Genomic DNA, 19,346 nt, shown 5'->3' with positions numbered 1-19,346 from the left:
GACTTAGATGCTGACCAATGGGGCGGCACTGTAGCAAAGACCGTCATCGGCTCAGTAGGCCCGCCCTCTAGCTTTGTGAGGCGTCTATTCAGGGTCATGCCACCATCCCCTTGTGCTCACGCGACAGACGGCTCTGCATTTGCTCTAGCGTTTCGCCGTTGTGCTTCGCATGTTCACGCGCTTCGCACTTTGGATTCAGGCAATAGGCATGAAAGTTCTGCGGCTCTTCCGTCGAGGCGCTTACCTTTACTTGACTAGCAAGGCCTTCACCGCCGTCATCTGAGACGACCGCCTCAATGCCAACGAGGAAGATAAACTCAGGCATGTCGCTATCGGCACGCACTTCCGGGCCTTCCAACTTCCTTACACGTCTTTCGATGCTCATTGCTTTGTCTCCTGTGCTGTAACGCGGCGCTCAAAGGCTGCTTTGCTCTCACCTGCATGGCTGGATAGCTGCCTATGCACGCCGGTCAGACGGTTATGGTATTCACCTGTCGCTCGGGGGCCGTCAGGGGATGGCACGTAGAAATCCCGAACGACTTCAGCGACGACCTCCACACCGGTGCCAGCCTTCGCTTCTAAGCTTGTTACTCTGCGGTTCTGCATTATCATTTTGCTGCCTCCAATGCTGTGATCCGGCGTTCAATCTCTGTGGTCTCCAAGGTGCGGCGGAACTGCTCGACAACCGCCATGACGGATGCGGCTTCCAATGGAGTCACTTCACCCTCGGCGAGAGCCTTGAGCAGAGAGCGGGCCGCGTTGGCCGCGTCTTCCGCCGTTTCGATATCCGGCAAGTCGAACGATACAGGTGCATCCTTCCGAGCCGGGGCAATCCGGTCGAGACAAAGGCGCAGTGCTGTCACGTCGCCTTCAAGCGCCTTGTCGATGGCCGATTGAGTCAATGCCTCCTGTTGGCCCTCTAGCATTGCTTCGATGGCCTGTGTGGCCCTGTGCCGTGATCCTTTGGGCTTGCCGGGATTGCCGGGCGCAAATGTGCCGTCCGCGTTTCGACCTCCCGTTTTCGCGCCGCTGTTTCGGTCGTTCTTTTTACTCATGCCGAATGCCTTTCCTGAGAACGTTTTTGCTGCTGAGACAGGTCGGTTTGCGTCACCACCTCGCGAGAACCAACTGAGCGCGTGACCACCCCCTCCCCCCCCTTTAGGGGGAGGGGTGGTGACGCAGTGGTTTTGGAGGGTGTTTGCGTCACCCTGCGTCACCTGCTTTTCTGGGGTGGTGACGCACATCATTCTGTAGCCCACTCGCCGACTTCGATGGTCGGAACTGGCTTCCTGATAGGGCCGGTCTTGGTCCCCTTCACCAGCGCCCCAGAATGCAGCCATGCCTCAATCATCTTCTTGATCCGGCGCTTATCTTTCGTTGCGTCCAGCCCCAGAACATCGGCGACGATTACACCGGCCCAATCCCTGCCAGCCTGATCCGAGTATCGCGGTTGCTTACCCTCAATGGCATGCTGTACGGCCATCAGGTCCTTGCTGGTGAAGCCGTCGAAGGTATCCGGCCATTCCCAGACCTCGGCCACGCCAACGCTCTCACCGTTCGCTAGCTCGACGGACGCCATACGCCGCCAAGTGCGCTTGCCCACGGGTGCGAGGTTAGACTTGTCGCGGGTCACGGTGAAATAGGTAGTCAGGTCATCGGGCTGAATGCCCGCCTGCTCTCTTTCGTCCGCTGTCATGCGGTTGAGCACCCGGCCAGACCGTGCTGCCGCCAGAAGGGCCGAGCCGCCCCTGCTGTCCTCTGAGGTGGCCTCTACGCCGTTGGTCTTGCGGGTATGGTGAACCAGTTCAATCGCACAATTGCACCGGTCGGCAAGTCGCGCCCACTCCTTGGCGATCAGATCAATCGCGACGTTGTCGTTTTCGCCCGCCTGATGGGAGGACACGAACGGGTCAACGACCATCACATCAATCTGACGTTCTGCGATTTCTCGCGCCAGCTCTTCAATCTGAGGCTTCACGATAACGACGCCCTCGCGAGACGGAACAGCCGTGCAAAGCTCGCGCTCACGCCCGGTATCAACGAACAAGCGCCCTTCGACCTCATCAGGCTGCACGTCATGGTGCTGCATGGCTGCTGTGATCCGTAGGTTCATCTCGTCGCGCGGGTCTTCGAGGTTGTAAAGCCAGACGTTCAAGCCTTTGGCTGTCCACTCCCCCAGCAACTCACGCTCAGAGACCATCGCCAGACCCTCCACGATGGTCAGAGAGGATTTACCCACGCCACCGGGCGCAACTGTCACGGCGACCTGCTTACGCAGAAGGTGCCGCCCGTAGACCCACGGGCGGCGGGGCAGACTATTGGGGTCTTGCCATATGAAAGGCGTCGGCAAGCGGTCGTCTCCGGTCGGGTGTTCCGCCCGGTGCTGGTCCAGTTGCACTGCCATTGCTGTGAAATCGCGCATCAAGCTGCCTGCCTCCCCTGCACAAAGTCGAGGAAGGCCGCTTGGCGCTCGTATGGCATCGCCTTGAAGCTGGCGAGGCAGTAGGCCTCACGCTCATCAGGGACTGCCATATCGGCCCAGAACGCGGCTTCATCCATGTAGTTGAACAAGGGGGCGATGGGCTGGCCCGCACCTATGCCGATAGCTGCTTCGGCGGCAGAGTGCGCATGGCCTTTCGGCAGCGCCCGTAGCGCGATGTAGGCCAGCGCAACCCGCTCACGCACATTGAGACGGGCACGCAGGACCGTTGCAAAGCCAAGCCATGCGTCAAGGTCATCAAGCTGCAAGCAATAGCCTAAAGACCGGGCTACGCTGTCGAGGCGGCTGGCGGTGCTGTTGACCGAGGCGCTATGGCCCCGGTCGTTCGCGGGCGTATGCAACCCGTCCATTACACGCCCTCCCCGTAGTGCAGGCCAGCGACAAGGCGTGCTTGGGTTGCGGTCAGGCCATAAAGGCGTTGCAAGCGGGCAATCTGGATTTTGAGGGCCATAATCAAGCTGCACCCCCGTCGATCCGGCGAACCCCTTTACCAAGGAAGTAGACGCCATACTTGGCCCGGTCCGTGGCCGTGTCGTTGGAATACATCTCCTTTGTGATCGGCACCCCATAGTCGCGGCGTAAGATACACACCCGGTCAGAGATGCGCACCGGGCTTGCGCAGTAGACGGGCTGTTGGATCAGGGCGTCTAGGATGATCCGGTTCCCCTTTGCCAAGGTGAAACTTTTTGCCTGACCGTCTTCGCCGATGATTTCATAGCGAGCCGGTGAAGTGTTGGAAGGCATGTCACTCCACCGCTCTACGCGCAGCGCATTCGCCGGGGGACGTTCGGTGGGGATGAAGTTCTTAGTAATAATGCTCATACATTCGGTCCTTGAATTTTGGACCAAGCGCGGCTAACATTCGGGTAGTCCGCCAAGACTGTCGAATGACTAGCACCCCTGCTTGATCCTGTGGATTGGGCGGGGGTTTGCATTAAGCGGCTTGTGATTGCGCAGCCGTGATTGCGTCATCTACAGCACTTTCGAGCCAGTACAAACGACTGCCAATCTTGACCGGTGCTGGAATGCGATTTTCATCGACATCGCGATAGATTGAAGACCGCGAGCGGCCACCCATCTTTTCGGAGAGCTGATTAAGGTTGAGGTATTTCATGCTTCACCTTTTCGATTGTTGGTGAAGCACTTATTTCATGCCCTTAGTAAGAATGTCAGACGACCCCAGTAAGCCCTGAAGGGTTCCCCCTCACTAACCTGAAGGAGCGCCCCGACCAACCCGCGCATAGATGCGTCCGCGTTCCTTCATTTCTTTGGTAAGCCTTTCTGCGTCATACCCATCGTGAGGCACACCTCGGCAAATCTCTTCACGGCACGCAAGCCACCCCCGCACGGCTTTAGGTGTTACATTGTATGTGGAGCTAACAGTCTTATTATATGCGCGATCCTCTATTCGACCGTCCTTACAAGCGTCGATATAGAAAATCGCATACGCTATGTCGAAGCGCTCTCTCCCCCACCGCGTCCGCTTATTGTCGCCCGCGTCCTGAACTATTTGCGGAATATTGCCATTTCCGAGGTCTTCCGCGACCCTAGCTAGGCGCTCCAATAAGAAGACCGGGTCGGGATAAATAGGAATACCTTGTGCTTTGGACTGAGAGTAAATTCGAAGCGCACCACTAACAGTTGTCCACCAACTCTGTGTCGAATCTCTCAGCTCTTCACGGGTTTCACCGCTTGCCTGTCGCAGGGCTAGAGCCTCTATTTCTTCCTCCAATTGGACTACTAGGCGAGGCCAAAACTCCTCTAATGGGCCAAGCTCACCCCTAGTACTCCAGCTTTTCTCACCACTCATTGCTCGCTCCACCAACTGATAGGAGTAGAAACCCTCTTACTCCGCGAAAGACTCTCAAATGCCCGCCCGATTTCCAGCTACTGCTGCATCTCGGTCTACGATCCTTCTGCCAGTGCACCGCCCTTCAATCCAATCAGCCACGACGCTCTGACGCCAACCGATGGCACGAACACCCAACTTGGTAGCTTTCGGGAAATCATTCCGGTCCATCATTCGGTAAATCGTGGACCTGCTAAGACCTGTCACCTCCTGTACGTCCCGGCAGCGTAGAATTTTATCAGTCATTGTTATCTCTTTGTTAAATGAATGATGCCATTCATACCGGCACTTGGTTTCTACAAGATTTAAGATACGGGAATTAGGCAATTTTAATCACCTTGCTGGCATTCTTGCCTGTGACGTGATCCGCCCAACGCGCCATCAGCGGGCGACGGCGCTCCAGTAGGTCCGTCCGGCGGTAGGACCGCTTAACCTTGTTGCCATCGACATGCGCCAATGACGTTTCAACAACCACTTCGGGTACGTCAGTGGTTTCTTCGCACCAAGTCTTGAAGCTTGATCGGAACCCATGCGGACGAGCCTCCAACCCCTGCCGCTCCATATGGCGGCTCATCGCTGCATCCGAAATCACTCCTTTCCGAGCACCGGGGAACAGGTATCCATCCCGCGCCAGCGGCTTCGCCAGATCAATGACGGCGAGAGCTTCTTTCGATAGCGGCACTCGGAAGTCGGTTACGGCACCCACCTGCCCTTTCATGTTATCTTCGGGTACAGTCCATACGTCACCTTCAATTTGATCCAAATGACAAAAGCGGATTCCATATGACCGAACCGTTGTCAGGATCAGCAGGCGTAAGGCAAGATGGGTGGGCGTCTGCTCAGCAAGGCTTTTGTAAAAGGCTGGCACCTCAGGCCAAGGCATGTAGGGAATGTTCTTTGCCTTGTGACGCGACTTTCCCAGAAGCGCTTTCGCTTTCATGATTGCCTGAAGATCCACATTGAGGCCCATAGCCGCTGCATGCTCAAGCGTGATGTTCAGGCGGTTCATTGCTTTGCGGGCCGTGTCCGCCTTCTCGTGCCAGATGGGTTCTAGTGCGTTCTTGATATCCTGCTGGTCGATTTCCTCGACAGGAACCTTACCAATTTTCGGAAGCACATGCAGTTCGAGCGGGGAGAACCAGCGGCCAGCCTTACCGTCCCCTTTCAATTGCGACTTGCGAGATTCGAACGCCTCACGAGCAACTGAAGCCAGCGTGTGATCCTCCCTCTCCGCTAGCCGCCGCTGCCGGTCACGCTCTTTAATTGGGTCTTTGCCCTCTCTGACCACCGCCCGCCACTTCTCTGCCGCCGCTCTAGCTTCTTTCAAGGAAACAGCCTGAAGGTTGCCAATACCCATCTCACGCCGTCGACCATGAACAGTAACGCGCAGCACCCACTGAGCGCCGCCATCTTCGCGCTTTACCAGCCATAGCCCTCCCCCGTCTGAGTACTTGCCGGGAGGGGCGGCTCTGACCTTGGCCGAAGAAAGCTTGTTCAATGCCGCCAATTTTCTATCCCCCTCTCAATCCACCCCTATATGTAGCATAGCATGGGACTGGATGAAACAGGCTGAGACAACCAAACACATTAAAAACAGCGACTTGGTGAATTATCGAAACAGGCTGACACTAGATGAGACATCAGTTCAATGCCTCTCCTGGGCACCATATTCCCCGACAAATGATTGTCTGTAGATCAGGCCTTAAACGGCCCCGACGCGGCCCCCTCGGGGGGCGCTGCGACCGCCGGTCACGCACGGCCCTATTGGACGCGAACGCCCGCATTTTGCAGGCAAAGCTGTAGCCGCGCAGCAAGCTCGGCCAGGCTGAAAGGCTTTTTCAAACAATCGCTTGCCCCCGCCGCCAAAGCGCGGCGCAGCAGATCGGCGTCTTTCCGGGTCGAGATCATGACGACCGGGATGCCCCGATAGAACGGCAGGCCCCTGACATGGCTACAGAACTCAAGCCCATCCATTGCGGGCATCATGAAATCGGTGATGATCACATCCGTCGCGATCCGCTTCTGCGCCAGCGCGACCAGAGCTTGGGCGGGGCAGCCATAATCTGCCACGCAGGAAAACCCGACCTCGGCGAGGGACGCCTGAATGAACTGTCGCGCGATTTCAGAATCGTCGATAACGATAGCATTCCAGTTCATCACGCCCCGCCTTACACTTTTAATCACGCCCCAAGGGTCACCCTAGTGGTGCGGGACTTAATATGACGTGAATGCTTAAATGCGTTTGCCGACGAACATCGCCGAGTCGGAACGCACGCAGGCGATCTCACCCCTTTGCCAGATAAGCTCCCCCTGTGCGGTCGCGTATTTGCCCATGCTGACGCAGGCGGTGATCGGGGTGATTTCGCTAACGGCTTGGGCGGCGTCGAAACTGTTGCTGAACTGAATGGACATGGCTTGTGCTCCTGAGTTGACTTGTCTCAACCTTCACACATCTCGCCGCGCAATGCCTGCTGGCGTCGGGATAAGCGCCCTATTCTTAGGTATAGAGCCCCCCTCCCTCGGGCTGCGGCTAATGCCTGTTCAGCAGCTTTTGGTACTTCGATACAAAGAGATGCGCGCCCTTCATCTTTTGCGTCACCCAATCGCCCGCGGTGAAGAGCATCAAAAAGCTATTGCCGCGCACCGGCCCCAAGGGCAGCAGAATCGGTGCCTCCGCGCCCCAAGGACGATAGGTTTTCATATCCGCCAGCTTGCGGCCCGTGATCAGCCCGGTGAGGGTCTTTCTCAGCCAAGGCAACTGCCGGCTGACCGCAACGATGGTCATATTGTCGCCGGGGTCCGCCACATCCCCCGCGGCAAAGACATTGGGCAGGGATGAGGGGCGCAGATAGCCATCGGTCTTGATCCGCTCCGCGGCGGTGACCTCAGCCCCCGGCAGGTTCTTCAACAATTCTGACGCGGCGCGCGCGCCCAAAACGGGGAAGATCAGATCGAATGTCCGCTCCGCCCCGCCGTCAAGGGTGAGGCTGCCCGCATGGGGCTCTGTCATGGAGGCGAGCCCTTCGGCCTTCTTGCCGAGGATCAGCTCCACCCCGGCGCGTTTCAGCTTCCTGCTCAGCGAGGCGCCGAGGCTGTCGGGCTTTCCGGCAAAAAGCTTGTCGTCTTTGGTGATCAGGGTGATCTCTTTGTCGGGCATGGCATGGGCGATCTCACCGGCTAGCTCGACCCCGACAGCGCCCGCGCCGATGATGCCCACGGTCTTGGCCGCCAGCAGTTTCTCACGCGTCTCTTGGTTCGCGGCCCGCAGCACGTCGATATCTGCGCCCTTGGGCTTGAACGGCGTCGCATAGTCCGAGCCGGTGGCGACGACGATATAATCCGCCTCGACCCGCGTGCCGTCCTCCAGCGTGACACCCTCGCCATCGACAGCAGTCGCCCGCGCCGCAACAACGCGGCCCCGTTTCAACAAACGGTCATAGGGGATCAGCGATTCCTCGACCAAACTGGGCTGCACCACGGCGCGGATCATCGCGGAGGCATGTACGAAATGGCTGCGCGGCTCGATCAAGGTCACCTCGGCGATCTGGTCCATCGCTTTGGCCAGTTCGGCCCCCAGATAGCCGCCCCCTACGATTGCGATACGCTTGCCCATCGGTGCCTCTCCTTTTGATCGGTTTCGCCTGCCGGACAGTCTGCCCGCGTGGTCAGCTTTCTACGTAGGTGCTCTACCACCGATTTCTCGCAGAACGTGGCGAAAGCCGCCGATCTTGCCATCACCGGGGGGCTAAATGCCCATGCGATAAGCGCCGGGAAGGGCGCGATTCTCTTAAATGGTGCAACATATTGTTTAGAATCATCGCACCTGTTTAACTCCCCCCAGCGACAGGGAGAGCCGCGACACAATGAAAGACACCAAAGCAGAGACTTTTCTGCGTTTCGATAACGTCAAGAAGAGCTACGATCAGGAAAATCTCGTCGTCAAAGGCTTCGACATGGATGTGCAGGAGGGGGAGTTCATCACCCTTCTTGGCCCCTCGGGCTCGGGCAAAACCACCGTCTTAATGATGCTGGCGGGGTTTGAGAGTGTCACCTCGGGCGATATCGCGATCAATGGCCGGTCGATCAACAAGACCGCGCCGAACAAGCGCAACATCGGCATGGTGTTCCAAAACTACGCGCTGTTCCCGCATATGACCGTGGCCGAAAACCTCGCCTATCCGCTGAGCGTGCGCAAAATGTCCAAGGCGGATATCAAAGAGCGTGTGGCCGAGTATCTGTCGCTGGTCGAGCTTTCGGCCTTTGGCGACCGTCGCCCCGGGCAACTTTCGGGCGGGCAACGGCAGCGCGTGGCGCTGGCCCGCGCGATGATCTTCCAGCCGACGCTGATCCTGATGGACGAACCTCTCGGCGCGCTCGACAAGAACCTGCGCGAGCAGATGCAGTTTGAGATCACCCGCCTGCACAAGCAGATCGGCTTTACCGTGATCTACGTCACCCACGACCAGACCGAGGCGCTGTCGATGTCCGACCGGATCGCCGTCTTTAACGACGGTGTGGTGCAGCAATGCGCCCCGCCCGCGGAATTGTACGAGCGGCCGGTGAATGCCTTCGTGGCCGAGTTCATCGGCGAGAACAACTTCGTGCAGGGCCGCGTCACCCGAATTGAGGGGGAGATCGCCAAGGTCGAGACCGATACCGGCACGATCACCACACAGACCTCCGAAGGGCTGACCGAAGGCGCGCAATGCCGCGTCTCGATCCGTCCCGAGAAACTGTTCATCCATCCCACAACCCATGCCCATGACAACGCGCTGACGGCGACCTTTGTCACGCGCATCTATGTGGGCGATTTTATCCGCTATTATTTCCGCCTGCCGGACGGCACCGACATTATCGTCAAAGTGCTCAACGACCTGTCCGCGCCCGAGTTCGAAGAGGGCGCGACGGCGCAGCTGTTGTCCCTGACGAAAGACTGCATCGCCTTTGCCAATTAAGGGCGACCGGGGGCAAACCGGGGCCCCGCATAAAACCTGGACATGACAAGGAGAGACCGATGAAGAAGCATCTGAGTTATCTGGCCACCGCGGCGCTGATCGCCAGCCCCGCCTTGGCCGAGGATCTGACGGTGACGTCCTTTGGCGGGGCCTATGGCGCCGCGCAGATGGAACATATGATCCAACCCTATATGGATAAATCCGGCACCAATATCCTGTTCGAAGATTACGGCGGCGGCGTGGCCGAAATGAAGGCGCAGGTCGAGGCGGGCAACATCCTGTGGGATGTCGTCGACATCGAGGTGATCGACCTCGAACGCGCCTGTGCCGAAGGCTATCTGGAAGTGATCGACCAATCGGTTCTGCCCGATGGCGACGATGGCACCCCGGCGGCGGATGACTTCATCGATGATGCGCTGGCCAATGAATGCGGCGTGGGCAATATCGTCTGGTCCGTCGTCTTCGCCGTGAACACCGAGAACGGCGAAGGCCCCAAAACCATCGAAGACTTCTTTGATACCGAGGCGTTCCCCGGCAAACGCGGTTTGCGCAAGCGGCCTCAGGTCAACATGGAATGGGCGCTGCTGGCCGATGGCGTCGCCCCGGAAGAGGTCTATGAGGTGTTGGCCACCGAAGAGGGGCAGAAACGCGCCTTTGCCAAGCTCGACACCATCAAGGACGACATCACTTGGTACGACAGCTGGTCGCAGGCCCCCGTGCTGCTGAACGACGGCGGGGCGACCATGGTGCAATCCGCCAATGGCCGCATCTTCGCCGCGATCAAAGATGATGGCGCCCCCTTCGAGATCGTCTGGGACAGCCACATCTATGATCTCGACGTTTGGGCCATCATGAAGGGCACGGAGAAGAAAGAAGAGGCGATGGAGTTCATCAAATTCGCCACCGGCACCGTGCCGCTCTCGGGCATGCAGGACGTGGCCTATGGCCCGACCCGCGCCTCTGCCCAAGCGCTGCTGCCCGAGGACGTGAAACAAGACCTGCCCACCGCGCATCTTGACGAAGGCGTCAAAGCCGATGGCATCTTCTGGGCCGACTATGGCGAGACGTTGGGCGAGAAGTTCAACGAATGGCTGCTGCAATAAGCCCCCTGCCCCGCGCCTGACCGGGCGCGGGGCACCCAACCCCTATAGATGAGTAACCGCGTGTCCAGCCTCACCTCCCAAGACGCCGCCAACGCCCGTCGCCAAATGCGCAGACGCCGCCTGCAGGCGTTTCTTTTCGTGGTGCCGCTGCTGCTCTTCATCCTTTTCGCCTTTGTCGCGCCGATCACCACGATGCTGTTCCGCAGCGTCTACAACCCCACCGTGGCCGAACTGGTGCCCGAAACGCTGGAGATGCTCGAAGGCTGGGAGGGCGAGAGCCTGCCCGACACGGCGGTCATCACCCAGATGGCCATCGATATGAAGCGCATGGCAAACAACCGCACCTCCGGCAGGTTCGCCGATGAGATCAACCGCGCCCTGCCGGGCATGTCGAGCGTCATCAAATCCACCGCCCGGGGCCTGCGCCGCGCCGAGGATGCCGAGCTTGCCGCCAATGGCGCCGAGATGCTGCTGGAAAAGAACGACCGTTGGGCCAAGCCCGCCACTTGGCGCGCGATCCGCAGCGCCGGGCAGGTCTATACGTCGAGCTACTACCTCACCGCTGTCGATATGGAATACGACTCCGATGGGGACATCGTCCAACGCGACACACAGATCTACAAACAGCTCTACACCAAGACGCTGAAGATGGCGCTGATCATCACCGGGCTGACGATGCTGCTGGGCTATCCGCTGGCTTTCTACATGTCGCAGGCCAGCCCCGCGACGGCGAACTTCCTGATGGTCTTTGTCCTGCTGCCCTTCTGGACCTCGCTCTTGGTGCGCACCACCGCGTGGATCGCGCTGTTGCAAGCCGGGGGCGTGGTAAATTCCTCCCTCATCTGGGCCGGGCTGATCAATGAGCCGATCGAGCTGCTCTACAATGAGTTCTCCACCATCCTCGCCATGACCCACATCCTGCTGCCCTTCATGGTGCTGCCGCTCTACGCGGTGATGCGCGGGATCGATTCGAGCTTCATGCGCGCCGCGATCTCCATGGGGTCGAACCCCATCGGCGCGTGGTACAAGATCTACCTGCCGATGAGCCTGCCGGGCCTCTCTGCCGGGGCGCTCTTGGTCTTCATCATCTCGGTCGGCTACTACATCACGCCCGCGCTGGTGGGCGGCACCGATGGGCAGATGATCTCGAACATCATCGCCTTCCACATGCAGGTGTCCAACAACTGGGAACTGGCGGCGGCCTTGGGCTCGCTCCTGCTGATCCTGATCCTCGTTCTCTACTGGCTGTTCGACCGTTTCGTCGGCACCGACAACCTCAAGCTGGGATGACGTCATGAGCCAACTGCCCGACTATTACACGATCTGGCACAAGGCAGGGCACTATGGCCTGCGCATCATGGCGGGGCTGGTGCTGATTTTCCTGATGCTGCCGATCCTCGTCATCATGCCGCTGTCGTTCAATGCCGAGCCCTTCTTCACCTTCACCCAAGGCATGCTGTCGCTCGACCCGGACGCTTATTCGACGCGCTGGTATCAGGAGATCGTCGATGATCAGAAATGGCGCATCGCGATCCGCAACTCCTTTGTCATCGGCATCGCGGCGGCCAGCATCGCCACCGTGCTGGGCACGCTGGCGGCGGTGGGCCTCTCCTCTCCCTGGATGCCATTCAAACGGGTGATCACGGCGTTGCTGCTGTCGCCCATGATCGTGCCGCTGATCATCATCGCGGCGGGCATGTTCTTCTTCTACACGCAGTTCAACCTTGTGGGCACCTTCACCGGGCTGATCATCGCCCATGCCGCCCTTGGCGTGCCCTTTGTCATCATCACCGTCACCGCCACGCTCAGCGGCTTTGACCGCTCGCTCTTCGTCGCGGGGCTGAGCCTCGGCGCCTCGCCGATTAAAGTGTTCTGGGACGTGGTGATTCCGCTCATTCGCCCCGGCGTGATCTCGGGCGGGCTTTTTGCCTTTGTCACATCCTTCGACGAGGTGGTGCTGGTGCTCTTCCTCGCAGGGCCAGAGCAGCGCACGATTCCGCGGCAGATGTTCTCGGGCCTGCGCGAGCAGATCAACCCGACGATTCTGGCGGTGGCGACGCTGCTGGTGGTGCTCTCGGCGACGATGCTTTTTGTGCTGGAAGCCCTGCGCCGACGCTCGGCCCGGCTGCGCGGGCAGGAATAGGCGAAACCACCCTAGGGCGGCACCAAACACCTGATCCATAACCATTTAAGGAGGGGGGTGAGTGGTGAGCCGTGATGGGTTCGAACCATCGACCTACTGATTAAAAGTCAGTTGCTCTACCAACTGAGCTAACGGCCCACTAGGCGGGTAACTAGAAATTACGGGCGGCAGGGTCAAGCCCTTAATTACGAAAATCTTGCGAGATGCTGGATTAGTTTTCATGCCGGGGTTATATGCGCCGAATGTACAGCGATCAGACCCCCGGATTGCCCTTCATGAAGATGCATGGGCTTGGCAATGATTTCGTCGTGTTCGATGCACGCGCGGAAGGAATCGACGTGACCCCGGCGATGGCACAGGCCATCGGGCACCGGCAATTTGGTGTGGGATTCGATCAGCTTGCGGTGATCACGCGCGGCACGGGCGACGCGCATCTGACCTTTTACAACAGCGACGGCTCCCTTTCCGCCGCCTGCGGCAACGCCACCCGCTGCATCGCGCGCTATCTGATGGACGACACAGGCCGCGATTCGCTGCATCTGACCACCGCGCGGGGCGATCTGGCAGCGAAAGACGCCGGGGGTGGCCTGACCTCGGTGAACATGGGCCATCCGCAGCTAAAGTGGGACGAGGTGCCGCTGGCGCGTGAGATGGACACGCTGCACCTGCCGATCGACGGCGATCCGACAGCCACCGGCATGGGCAACCCGCATTGCACCTTCTTCGTCGCGGATGCCGAAGCGGTGGACCTCTCCGACCTCGGCCCCCGCGCCGAGCATGATCCGCTCTACCCTGAGCGCACCAACGTTCAGGTCGCGCAGATCGTCGGACCGGACCACATCCGCATGCGCGTCTGGGAACGTGGCGTCGGCGTGACGCTCGCCTCGGGCTCCTCCTCCTGCGCCACCGCCGTGGCCGCCGCGCGCCGGGGCCTCACGGGCCGTGCCGTGCAGATCGATCTCGACGGTGGCACGCTGCATATCGACTGGCGCGAGGATGGCGTCTGGATGACCGGGCCGACGATGCATGTCTTCTCCGGCAGCCTCACCCCCGCATTTCTGGAGAGCCTGACATGAGCGCGCCGATTTTCAGCACCATGGGCTGTCGGCTCAACGCCTATGAGACCGAGGCGATGAAGGAACTCGCCGAACAGGCAGGCCTCGAGAATGCCGTGGTGGTCAACACCTGTGCGGTCACGGCCGAGGCGGTCCGCAAGGCACGGCAGGACATCCGCAAGCTGCGCAAGGCACATCCCGAGGCGCGGTTGATCGTGACCGGCTGCGCGGCCCAGACCGAGCCCGAGACCTTTAACGCCATGCCCGAGGTCGATGCCGTGATCGGCAACACCGAGAAGATGCAGGGCGCGACATGGCAAGGCATGGCGGCTGACTTCATTGGCCAGACCGAGACCGTGCAGGTCGACGACATCATGTCGGTGACCGAGACCGCGGGCCATCTGATCGACGGATTCGGCACCCGCAGCCGCGCCTATGTGCAGGTCCAGAACGGCTGCGATCACCGCTGCACCTTCTGCATCATCCCCTATGGCCGCGGCAATTCGCGCTCGGTGCCCGCGGGCGTGGTGGTGGACCAGATCAAGCGGCTGGTGGACAAGGGCTTTAACGAGGTGGTGTTGACCGGGGTCGACCTGACCTCTTGGGGCGCGGATCTGCCGGCGACGCCGAAGCTCGGCGACTTGGTGATGCGCATCCTGAAGCTGGGACCCGACCTGCCGCGGTTGCGGATCTCCTCGATCGATTCGATCGAGGTGGACGAGAACCTGATGCAAGCCATCGCCACCGAACCGCGCCTAATGCCGCATCTGCATCTGTCGCTGCAGCATGGCGACGACATGATTCTCAAGCGCATGAAGCGCCGCCACCTGCGCGACGACGCAATCCGCTTTGCCCAAGAGGCCCGCGCGTTGCGCCCCGATATGACCTTCGGCGCCGACATCATCGCCGGTTTCCCGACCGAGACCGAAGCGATGTTCGAGAATTCCCTGAAACTGGTCGAGGAATGCGACCTGACATGGCTGCATGTCTTCCCCTACTCCGCCCGCCCCGGCACCCCCGCGGCGCGGATGCCCGCGGTGAATGGTGCGGCGATCAAGGAGCGTGCGGCACGGTTGCGCGCGGCTGGCGAGCGGCAGGTACAGCGTCATCTGGAGGCGCAGGTCGGGCGCACGCATGACGTGTTGATGGAGAACCCCCACATGGGCCGCACGGCGCAATTCACCGAGGTGAGCTTTGCCGCGCCACAGGTTGAGGGGGAGATCGTGCGGGCTGAGATCACCGGAATTTCAGGAACGCAGCTGACCGCCTAGCGCGAAGGGCATCCCCTCCCCGGGGGCGATAGAACGAGGCTGTGGCCGGAAGGGCTGCCGTACTCGAAACGACTCCGCATCATGAAACCTCGCCAAATCGCCCTCCGGGGGGAGGGAGGGCGATGCCCGGTGTTCCGCCGGGCGGAACCTGTTGAGAGGTTTTAGGCCAGATGGCCGCCGTCATTACGCATGGCCACAAAAAAGGGCCCCGGTTTCCCGACGCCCTTCTCATTTCCAAAAGCCGTGGCTCGATCAGCCGTCCTTGCGGCGGTTCTTGACCGGCGCCCAAAGCTTCTTGTTGGTCAGATAGAGCAGGACCGAGAGCAGACCGAGCAGAACAACCCCGGCAAAGCCAGCTTGTTTGCGTGCGCCCAGCTTCGGCTCGGCAGTCCACATCAGGAAGGCAGAGACATCCTCGGACATGTGCTGCACGTCATTGCCATGTTCATCCGCGAACTCGACCAGCCCATCGGAGAGCGGGGGTGCCATGGCGATCCAGCCGCCGGGGAAAACGGTGTTCTCGTAAAGAACCGTGCCCGCCTGCTCTTTCTCTTTGCCGGTGTAGCTGGTCAGAAGCGCAGTGATATACTCCGGCCCGCCGATCCCTTTGAGGAACTGGTTGATGCCCAGACCATAGGGGCCGTGGAACGCGGCACGCTTCTTGGCCATCAGCGACAGGTCAGGCGCGTTGGACAGGTTGGAGCCGGGGAAGTGATCGACCGGGGTGCCGGGGCGGAAATCGTCCAGCTCGGCATCATAGACGTCATAGCCCTTGGCGTATTCGATCACCTGCTCTTCGGGCATGTTCGGACCGCTTTCGTCCGCCAACGTCCGCATCGCGACATATTCCAGACCGTGGCAGGCTGCGCAGACCTCGGTATAGATCTGCAGACCGCGCTGAAGCTGGTTTACGTCGTAACCACCGAAGGGGCCATCGAAGGAAAAGTCGATGTCGTCGATATGCGGCGTGGCGTGGGAATCATGGGCCTCGTCGCCGTGACCGTCTTCGCCCGCGTGATCGTCGGCATGGTCGTCCGCGCCGTGATCATCGGTTTCCATGACACCGACATTGGGGTCGTCGCTATGCGCTTGCCCGTCGACGTCATCCTCAGCGATGACTTCGTTTTCGGCGTTTTCCTCGGCTGTCGACTGCACTTCGTCGGTGGCGTCAACTTCCTCGGCGGGCGCTTCAGCTGCGTCCTCGGCGGAGACCTCTTCAGGTGCTTCCGCGTCAGCTGCATCCTCGGTGGCGGTCTCTTCGGCAGGTGCCTCCTCAGTTGTCACCTCGGCAGCCGGCGCCTCTTCAGCAGGCGCTTCTTCAGTGGTGGCGTCCTCGACGGGGGCCGCCTCAACCGCAGGCTCTTCAGCCGGGGCCGCTTCGGCCTCGGGCTCGACAACCGTCACGTCGGCTTCAGCCGGCGCTTCCTCGGCAGGTGCCTCTTCCGCTACCGGCGCTTCGGCGGGCGCTTCTTCCGCTACCGGCGCTTCGGCGGGCGCTTCTTCCGCTACCGGCGCTTCGGCGGGCGCTTCTTCCGCTACCGGCGCTTCGGCAGGCGCGGGTTCCGCTTCGGCCTCCGGCGTTTCCGCCGGAGTGGTCAGCAGTTCTTCTTCCGTCGCCGTGTCCTGTGCCAGCACTGCCGTTCCCGGCAGGGCGAGGCCCAGAGTGACCACGGCAGAAAGGAGGTTGGTCTTCATCATGGTCATGATCCTTATTCCGCCGGGTTCACAAGCGTCTTGGTGCCGCCTGCCTTGGGCGCATAATGCGCGTCAAAGTCGGCTTCGATGGTTTCAGGCTGCGCCAAGGGCTTCTCGATCACGCCCAAGAGGGGCAGGATGACGAGGAAATAGGCGAACCAATAGGTTGCTGCGATCAGCGAGAAGGTCGCATAGGGCTCCTCTGCGGGCATCGCACCCAGCCACATCAGGGCGAAGAAATCGATCACCAAGAGGGCGAACCACCACTTGAACATCGGACGATACCGGCCCGAGCGCACGGAGGAGGTGTCGAGCCACGGCACCAGCGCCATCACGGCAATCGCCCCGAACATCGCCAGCACGCCGAAGAATTTGGCGTCGATGATGCCACCGGTCACGAAGGAGGCGATTTGCACGACCCAAACCTCAGAGGTGAAGGCCCGCAGGATCGCGTAGAAGGGCAGGAAGTACCATTCCGGCACGATATGTGCAGGTGTCGCCAGCGCGTTGGCTTCGATGTAGTTGTCCGGGTGGCCGAGGTAGTTCGGCATAAAGCCCACGACAGCGAAGAACAGCGTCAGGATCACGGCCAGCGCGAAGAGGTCCTTGATCACGAAGTAGGGCCAGAAGGGCAGCGTGTCTTTCTTGGCGTCTTCTTTCGAGGTGCGGCGCACTTCAACCCCGGTGGGGTTGTTGTTGCCGGTGGTGTGGAAGGCCCAGATGTGCAGCACCACGAGGCCCGCAATCACGAAGGGCAGCAGATAGTGCAGCGAGAAGAAGCGGTTCAGCGTCGCGTTGTCCACGGCAGGCCCGCCCAGCAGGAAGGTCTGAAGACCCTCGCCCACGAAGGGGATCGCGCCAAAGAGGCCGGTGATCACGGTCGCGCCCCAGAAGGACATCTGACCCCAAGGCAGAACGTAGCCCATGAAGCCGGTGGCCATCATCAGCAGGTAGATCAACATGCCGATGATCCATGTGATCTCACGCGGGGCCTTGTAGGAACCGTAGTAGAGACCACGGAAGATGTGGGCATAGACCGCGATAAAGAACAGCGATGCGCCGTTCATATGCAGGTAGCGGATCATATAGCCGCCGTTCACGTCACGCATGATGTGCTCGACCGAGGCGAAGGCCAGATCGACATGCGGCGTGTAGTGCATCACCAGAACGATGCCGGTGATGATTTGCAGTGCCAGACAGAAGGTCAGCACGATGCCCCAAATCCACATCCAGTTCAGGTTCTTGGGCGTGGGGATCATCAATGTGTCGTACAACAGGCCAACGATGGGAAGGCGGCGGTGCAGCCACTTTTCGCCGTTCGAATTCGGCTCGTAATGGTCGTGAGGAATTCCAGACATCTCTCTTCCGCTCCCTTAACCCAGTTTGATCGTGGACTCGTCCACGAATTCGGCGACAGGCACCGGCAAGTTGCGCGGCGCCGGCCCTTTACGGATGCGGCCCGCGGTATCGTAGTGCGACCCGTGGCAGGGGCAGAACCAGCCGCCAAAGTCGCCAGCGTCACCCAAAGGCACGCAGCCAAGGTGCGTGCAGACGCCCATCTGAACCAGCCACTCGCCGTTTTCGTCCAAGGCGCGGTTGGCGTCCGTGGCGGGCACGTCGCCGCCCAGGTTGGCGTTCTGCGCGATGGGGTCAGGCAGGCTGGACACATCAACACCGCTTGCCTCTTCGATCTCGGCTTCGGTGCGGCGGCGAATGAACACCGGCTTGCCCAGCCATTTCACAGTCAGCTGCGTCCCGACTTCGACGCCGGACACATCCACACGAATGGACGACAGCGCCTTTACGTCGGCAGAGGGATTCATCTGGTTGACCAGCGGCCAGACGGCGGCACCAACGGCGACGGCACCTGTACCGGCTGTCGCGTAATACAGGAAATCCCTCCGGGTGCCTGCGTGTTCTTCTGCTTGGGACACGGGTTTACTCCAATTCTTGGCCAACTTTGGCCGACAGACATAGGGGTGGCGTCACCTTGCCACCTGACTTCTCGCCGCTATCTACCGGGATGGACCGCGCCCGTCCAGATGTCAAAGCCGCGCATCTTGGATCAACCGCGCCACAACGCGGCAAAAATACCGCGATTGTGGCAATATCATTACGGCGCGCTTACTGCGGCGGCGCGGTATGGGTCATCGCAGGGCGCGAATCAAAGGCATCGAACCATGCCGCCAGATCGGGGTTTCCGGCCCGCCAATCCCGCGCAGCATGGCGAAAATCGATATATCCCAAGGCGCAGCCGATCGCGATTTGCCCCATGTCCAAAGGCCCAGCCAAATGCGCAGCCCATTGATTGTTAAGCGTCTTGCAGGCCCGGTCGACCTTGCCCCACTGGCCTTCGACCCATTCCGACATGCGTTTGTCTTCGGGGCGCAGCTTGCCCTCATAGACCATGGCGAGCGCAGCATCGAGCATCCCATCCGCCGTGGCCTCCAGCGTCAAAGTGTCCCACCTGCTTGTCCCTTGGGGGTAAAGCCCCGCCCCGGCGCGGTCATCCAAATAGGCGCAGATCACCCGGCTGTCATAAAGCGTGCAGCCGTCCTCCCGCTCCAACGCGGGCACTTTGGTCAGCGGGTTGCGCGCGGCAAAGCCCTCCGCCGGGGCCAGCGGCGTGCCCGATGTCGCCTCCAGCGCGACATCGTCAAGCTGGCCGGTCTCATGCAGCAGCACCATGACCTTGCGGACATAGGGTGAGGTTGGAGAATAAAATAGTTTCACGTGAAGTCCCCCCTTGGTTGCCCGCACTATTCAACGGCGCCG

The 19,346-nt window shown here is 60.4% G+C and carries 21 protein-coding genes and 1 tRNA gene; 6 read left to right on the top strand and 16 right to left on the bottom strand.

Annotated features, from left to right (window positions below):
• Nucleotides 1-94 precede the first annotated feature (94 nt).
• From J7392_RS22995 to J7392_RS22945, 11 genes are all read right to left on the bottom strand, one after another.
• Nucleotides 95-385: a hypothetical protein gene (locus J7392_RS22995; protein WP_209219617.1), complete on the bottom strand. Its 291-nt coding sequence runs from the start codon at nucleotides 383-385 to the stop codon at nucleotides 95-97.
• A 223-nt stretch (nucleotides 386-608) separates the two neighbouring features.
• Nucleotides 609-1,055: a DUF5681 domain-containing protein gene (locus tag J7392_RS22990; RefSeq protein WP_168613537.1), complete on the bottom strand. Its 447-nt coding sequence runs from the start codon at nucleotides 1,053-1,055 to the stop codon at nucleotides 609-611.
• A 188-nt stretch (nucleotides 1,056-1,243) separates the two neighbouring features.
• The gene (locus J7392_RS22985; RefSeq protein ID WP_209219615.1) at nucleotides 1,244-2,422 is read right to left on the bottom strand and encodes an AAA family ATPase; all 1,179 of its coding nucleotides are present in this window, start codon (nucleotides 2,420-2,422) and stop codon (nucleotides 1,244-1,246) included.
• Complete coding sequence (locus J7392_RS22980; protein WP_209219632.1) at nucleotides 2,422-2,850, bottom strand: hypothetical protein; 429 nt, start codon at nucleotides 2,848-2,850, stop codon at nucleotides 2,422-2,424. The genes J7392_RS22985 and J7392_RS22980 overlap by 1 nt, the downstream gene beginning before the upstream one ends.
• Nucleotides 2,851-2,953: 103 nt before the next feature.
• Nucleotides 2,954-3,322: a hypothetical protein gene (locus tag J7392_RS22975; protein WP_209219614.1), complete on the bottom strand. Its 369-nt coding sequence runs from the start codon at nucleotides 3,320-3,322 to the stop codon at nucleotides 2,954-2,956.
• 112 nt (nucleotides 3,323-3,434) lie between these two features.
• Nucleotides 3,435-3,614 carry an AlpA family phage regulatory protein gene (locus J7392_RS22970; RefSeq protein WP_209219612.1) on the bottom strand — a complete coding sequence of 60 codons (180 nt, stop codon included), beginning with the start codon at nucleotides 3,612-3,614 and terminating at the stop codon, nucleotides 3,435-3,437.
• Nucleotides 3,615-4,364: 750 nt separating this feature from the next.
• Nucleotides 4,365-4,595, bottom strand: coding sequence for an AlpA family transcriptional regulator (locus J7392_RS22965; protein ID WP_209219611.1), 231 nt, complete (start codon nucleotides 4,593-4,595; stop codon nucleotides 4,365-4,367).
• A 73-nt stretch (nucleotides 4,596-4,668) separates the two neighbouring features.
• On the bottom strand, nucleotides 4,669-5,856 hold the full coding sequence (locus J7392_RS22960; RefSeq protein ID WP_209219609.1) for an integrase arm-type DNA-binding domain-containing protein: 1,188 nt from the start codon (nucleotides 5,854-5,856) through the stop codon (nucleotides 4,669-4,671).
• Nucleotides 5,857-6,110: 254 nt separating this feature from the next.
• Nucleotides 6,111-6,506 (bottom strand): response regulator, encoded by a 396-nt coding sequence (locus J7392_RS22955; protein ID WP_209219608.1) that lies wholly within the window; start codon nucleotides 6,504-6,506, stop codon nucleotides 6,111-6,113.
• 75 nt (nucleotides 6,507-6,581) lie between these two features.
• Nucleotides 6,582-6,761 (bottom strand): hypothetical protein, encoded by a 180-nt coding sequence (locus J7392_RS22950; RefSeq protein ID WP_067265753.1) that lies wholly within the window; start codon nucleotides 6,759-6,761, stop codon nucleotides 6,582-6,584.
• A gap of 118 nt (nucleotides 6,762-6,879) precedes the next feature.
• On the bottom strand, nucleotides 6,880-7,962 hold the full coding sequence (locus J7392_RS22945; RefSeq protein ID WP_209219607.1) for an FAD-dependent oxidoreductase: 1,083 nt from the start codon (nucleotides 7,960-7,962) through the stop codon (nucleotides 6,880-6,882).
• 250 nt (nucleotides 7,963-8,212) lie between these two features.
• Between J7392_RS22945 and J7392_RS22940 the strand changes: the two genes are divergently transcribed.
• From J7392_RS22940 to J7392_RS22925, 4 genes are read left to right on the top strand one after another with little or no spacing between them, the layout of a single operon-like run.
• Nucleotides 8,213-9,304, top strand: a complete 1,092-nt coding sequence (locus J7392_RS22940) for an ABC transporter ATP-binding protein (RefSeq protein ID WP_209219605.1) — start codon at nucleotides 8,213-8,215, stop codon at nucleotides 9,302-9,304.
• A gap of 59 nt (nucleotides 9,305-9,363) precedes the next feature.
• On the top strand, nucleotides 9,364-10,407 hold the full coding sequence (locus J7392_RS22935; protein WP_067265759.1) for an ABC transporter substrate-binding protein: 1,044 nt from the start codon (nucleotides 9,364-9,366) through the stop codon (nucleotides 10,405-10,407).
• Between the two features lie 60 nt (nucleotides 10,408-10,467).
• Entirely contained in the window at nucleotides 10,468-11,697 is a 1,230-nt protein-coding gene (locus J7392_RS22930) for an ABC transporter permease (protein ID WP_348540727.1), read from the top strand.
• Nucleotides 11,698-11,701: 4 nt separating this feature from the next.
• Nucleotides 11,702-12,550 (top strand): ABC transporter permease, encoded by an 849-nt coding sequence (locus tag J7392_RS22925; RefSeq protein WP_209219602.1) that lies wholly within the window; start codon nucleotides 11,702-11,704, stop codon nucleotides 12,548-12,550.
• Between the two features lie 62 nt (nucleotides 12,551-12,612).
• Here J7392_RS22925 and J7392_RS22920 read toward each other — a convergent pair.
• Nucleotides 12,613-12,688 (bottom strand) — tRNA-Lys (locus tag J7392_RS22920).
• Nucleotides 12,689-12,792: 104 nt separating this feature from the next.
• Between J7392_RS22920 and dapF the strand changes: the two genes are divergently transcribed.
• Both dapF and mtaB read left to right on the top strand, forming a co-directional pair.
• Entirely contained in the window at nucleotides 12,793-13,626 is an 834-nt protein-coding gene (gene dapF / locus J7392_RS22915) for a diaminopimelate epimerase (protein WP_209219630.1), read from the top strand.
• Nucleotides 13,623-14,876, top strand: coding sequence for a tRNA (N(6)-L-threonylcarbamoyladenosine(37)-C(2))-methylthiotransferase MtaB (mtaB, locus tag J7392_RS22910; protein ID WP_209219600.1), 1,254 nt, complete (start codon nucleotides 13,623-13,625; stop codon nucleotides 14,874-14,876). The genes dapF and mtaB overlap by 4 nt, the downstream gene beginning before the upstream one ends.
• A 252-nt stretch (nucleotides 14,877-15,128) precedes the next feature.
• On the opposite strand, the gene J7392_RS22905 is transcribed toward mtaB, so the two are convergent.
• The 4 genes from J7392_RS22905 to J7392_RS22890 form a co-directional block, all read right to left on the bottom strand.
• Nucleotides 15,129-16,574, bottom strand: coding sequence for a cytochrome c1 (locus tag J7392_RS22905; RefSeq protein ID WP_247744736.1), 1,446 nt, complete (start codon nucleotides 16,572-16,574; stop codon nucleotides 15,129-15,131).
• 11 nt (nucleotides 16,575-16,585) lie between these two features.
• The gene (gene petB, locus J7392_RS22900) at nucleotides 16,586-17,929 is read right to left on the bottom strand and encodes a cytochrome b (protein WP_209219596.1); all 1,344 of its coding nucleotides are present in this window, start codon (nucleotides 17,927-17,929) and stop codon (nucleotides 16,586-16,588) included.
• Nucleotides 17,930-17,944: 15 nt separating this feature from the next.
• Complete coding sequence (gene petA, locus J7392_RS22895; protein ID WP_209219594.1) at nucleotides 17,945-18,505, bottom strand: ubiquinol-cytochrome c reductase iron-sulfur subunit; 561 nt, start codon at nucleotides 18,503-18,505, stop codon at nucleotides 17,945-17,947.
• A gap of 190 nt (nucleotides 18,506-18,695) precedes the next feature.
• Entirely contained in the window at nucleotides 18,696-19,304 is a 609-nt protein-coding gene (locus tag J7392_RS22890; RefSeq protein ID WP_209219593.1) for a glutathione S-transferase, read from the bottom strand.
• Nucleotides 19,305-19,346 lie beyond the last annotated feature (42 nt).

The sequence above is a fragment of the Sulfitobacter sp. R18_1 genome (assembly GCF_017743915.1).
GTDB lineage: Bacteria > Pseudomonadota > Alphaproteobacteria > Rhodobacterales > Rhodobacteraceae > Sulfitobacter > Sulfitobacter faviae.
The sequence above is the reverse complement of the archived record's forward strand: the minus strand, read 5'-3'. Positions and strand labels throughout refer to the sequence as shown.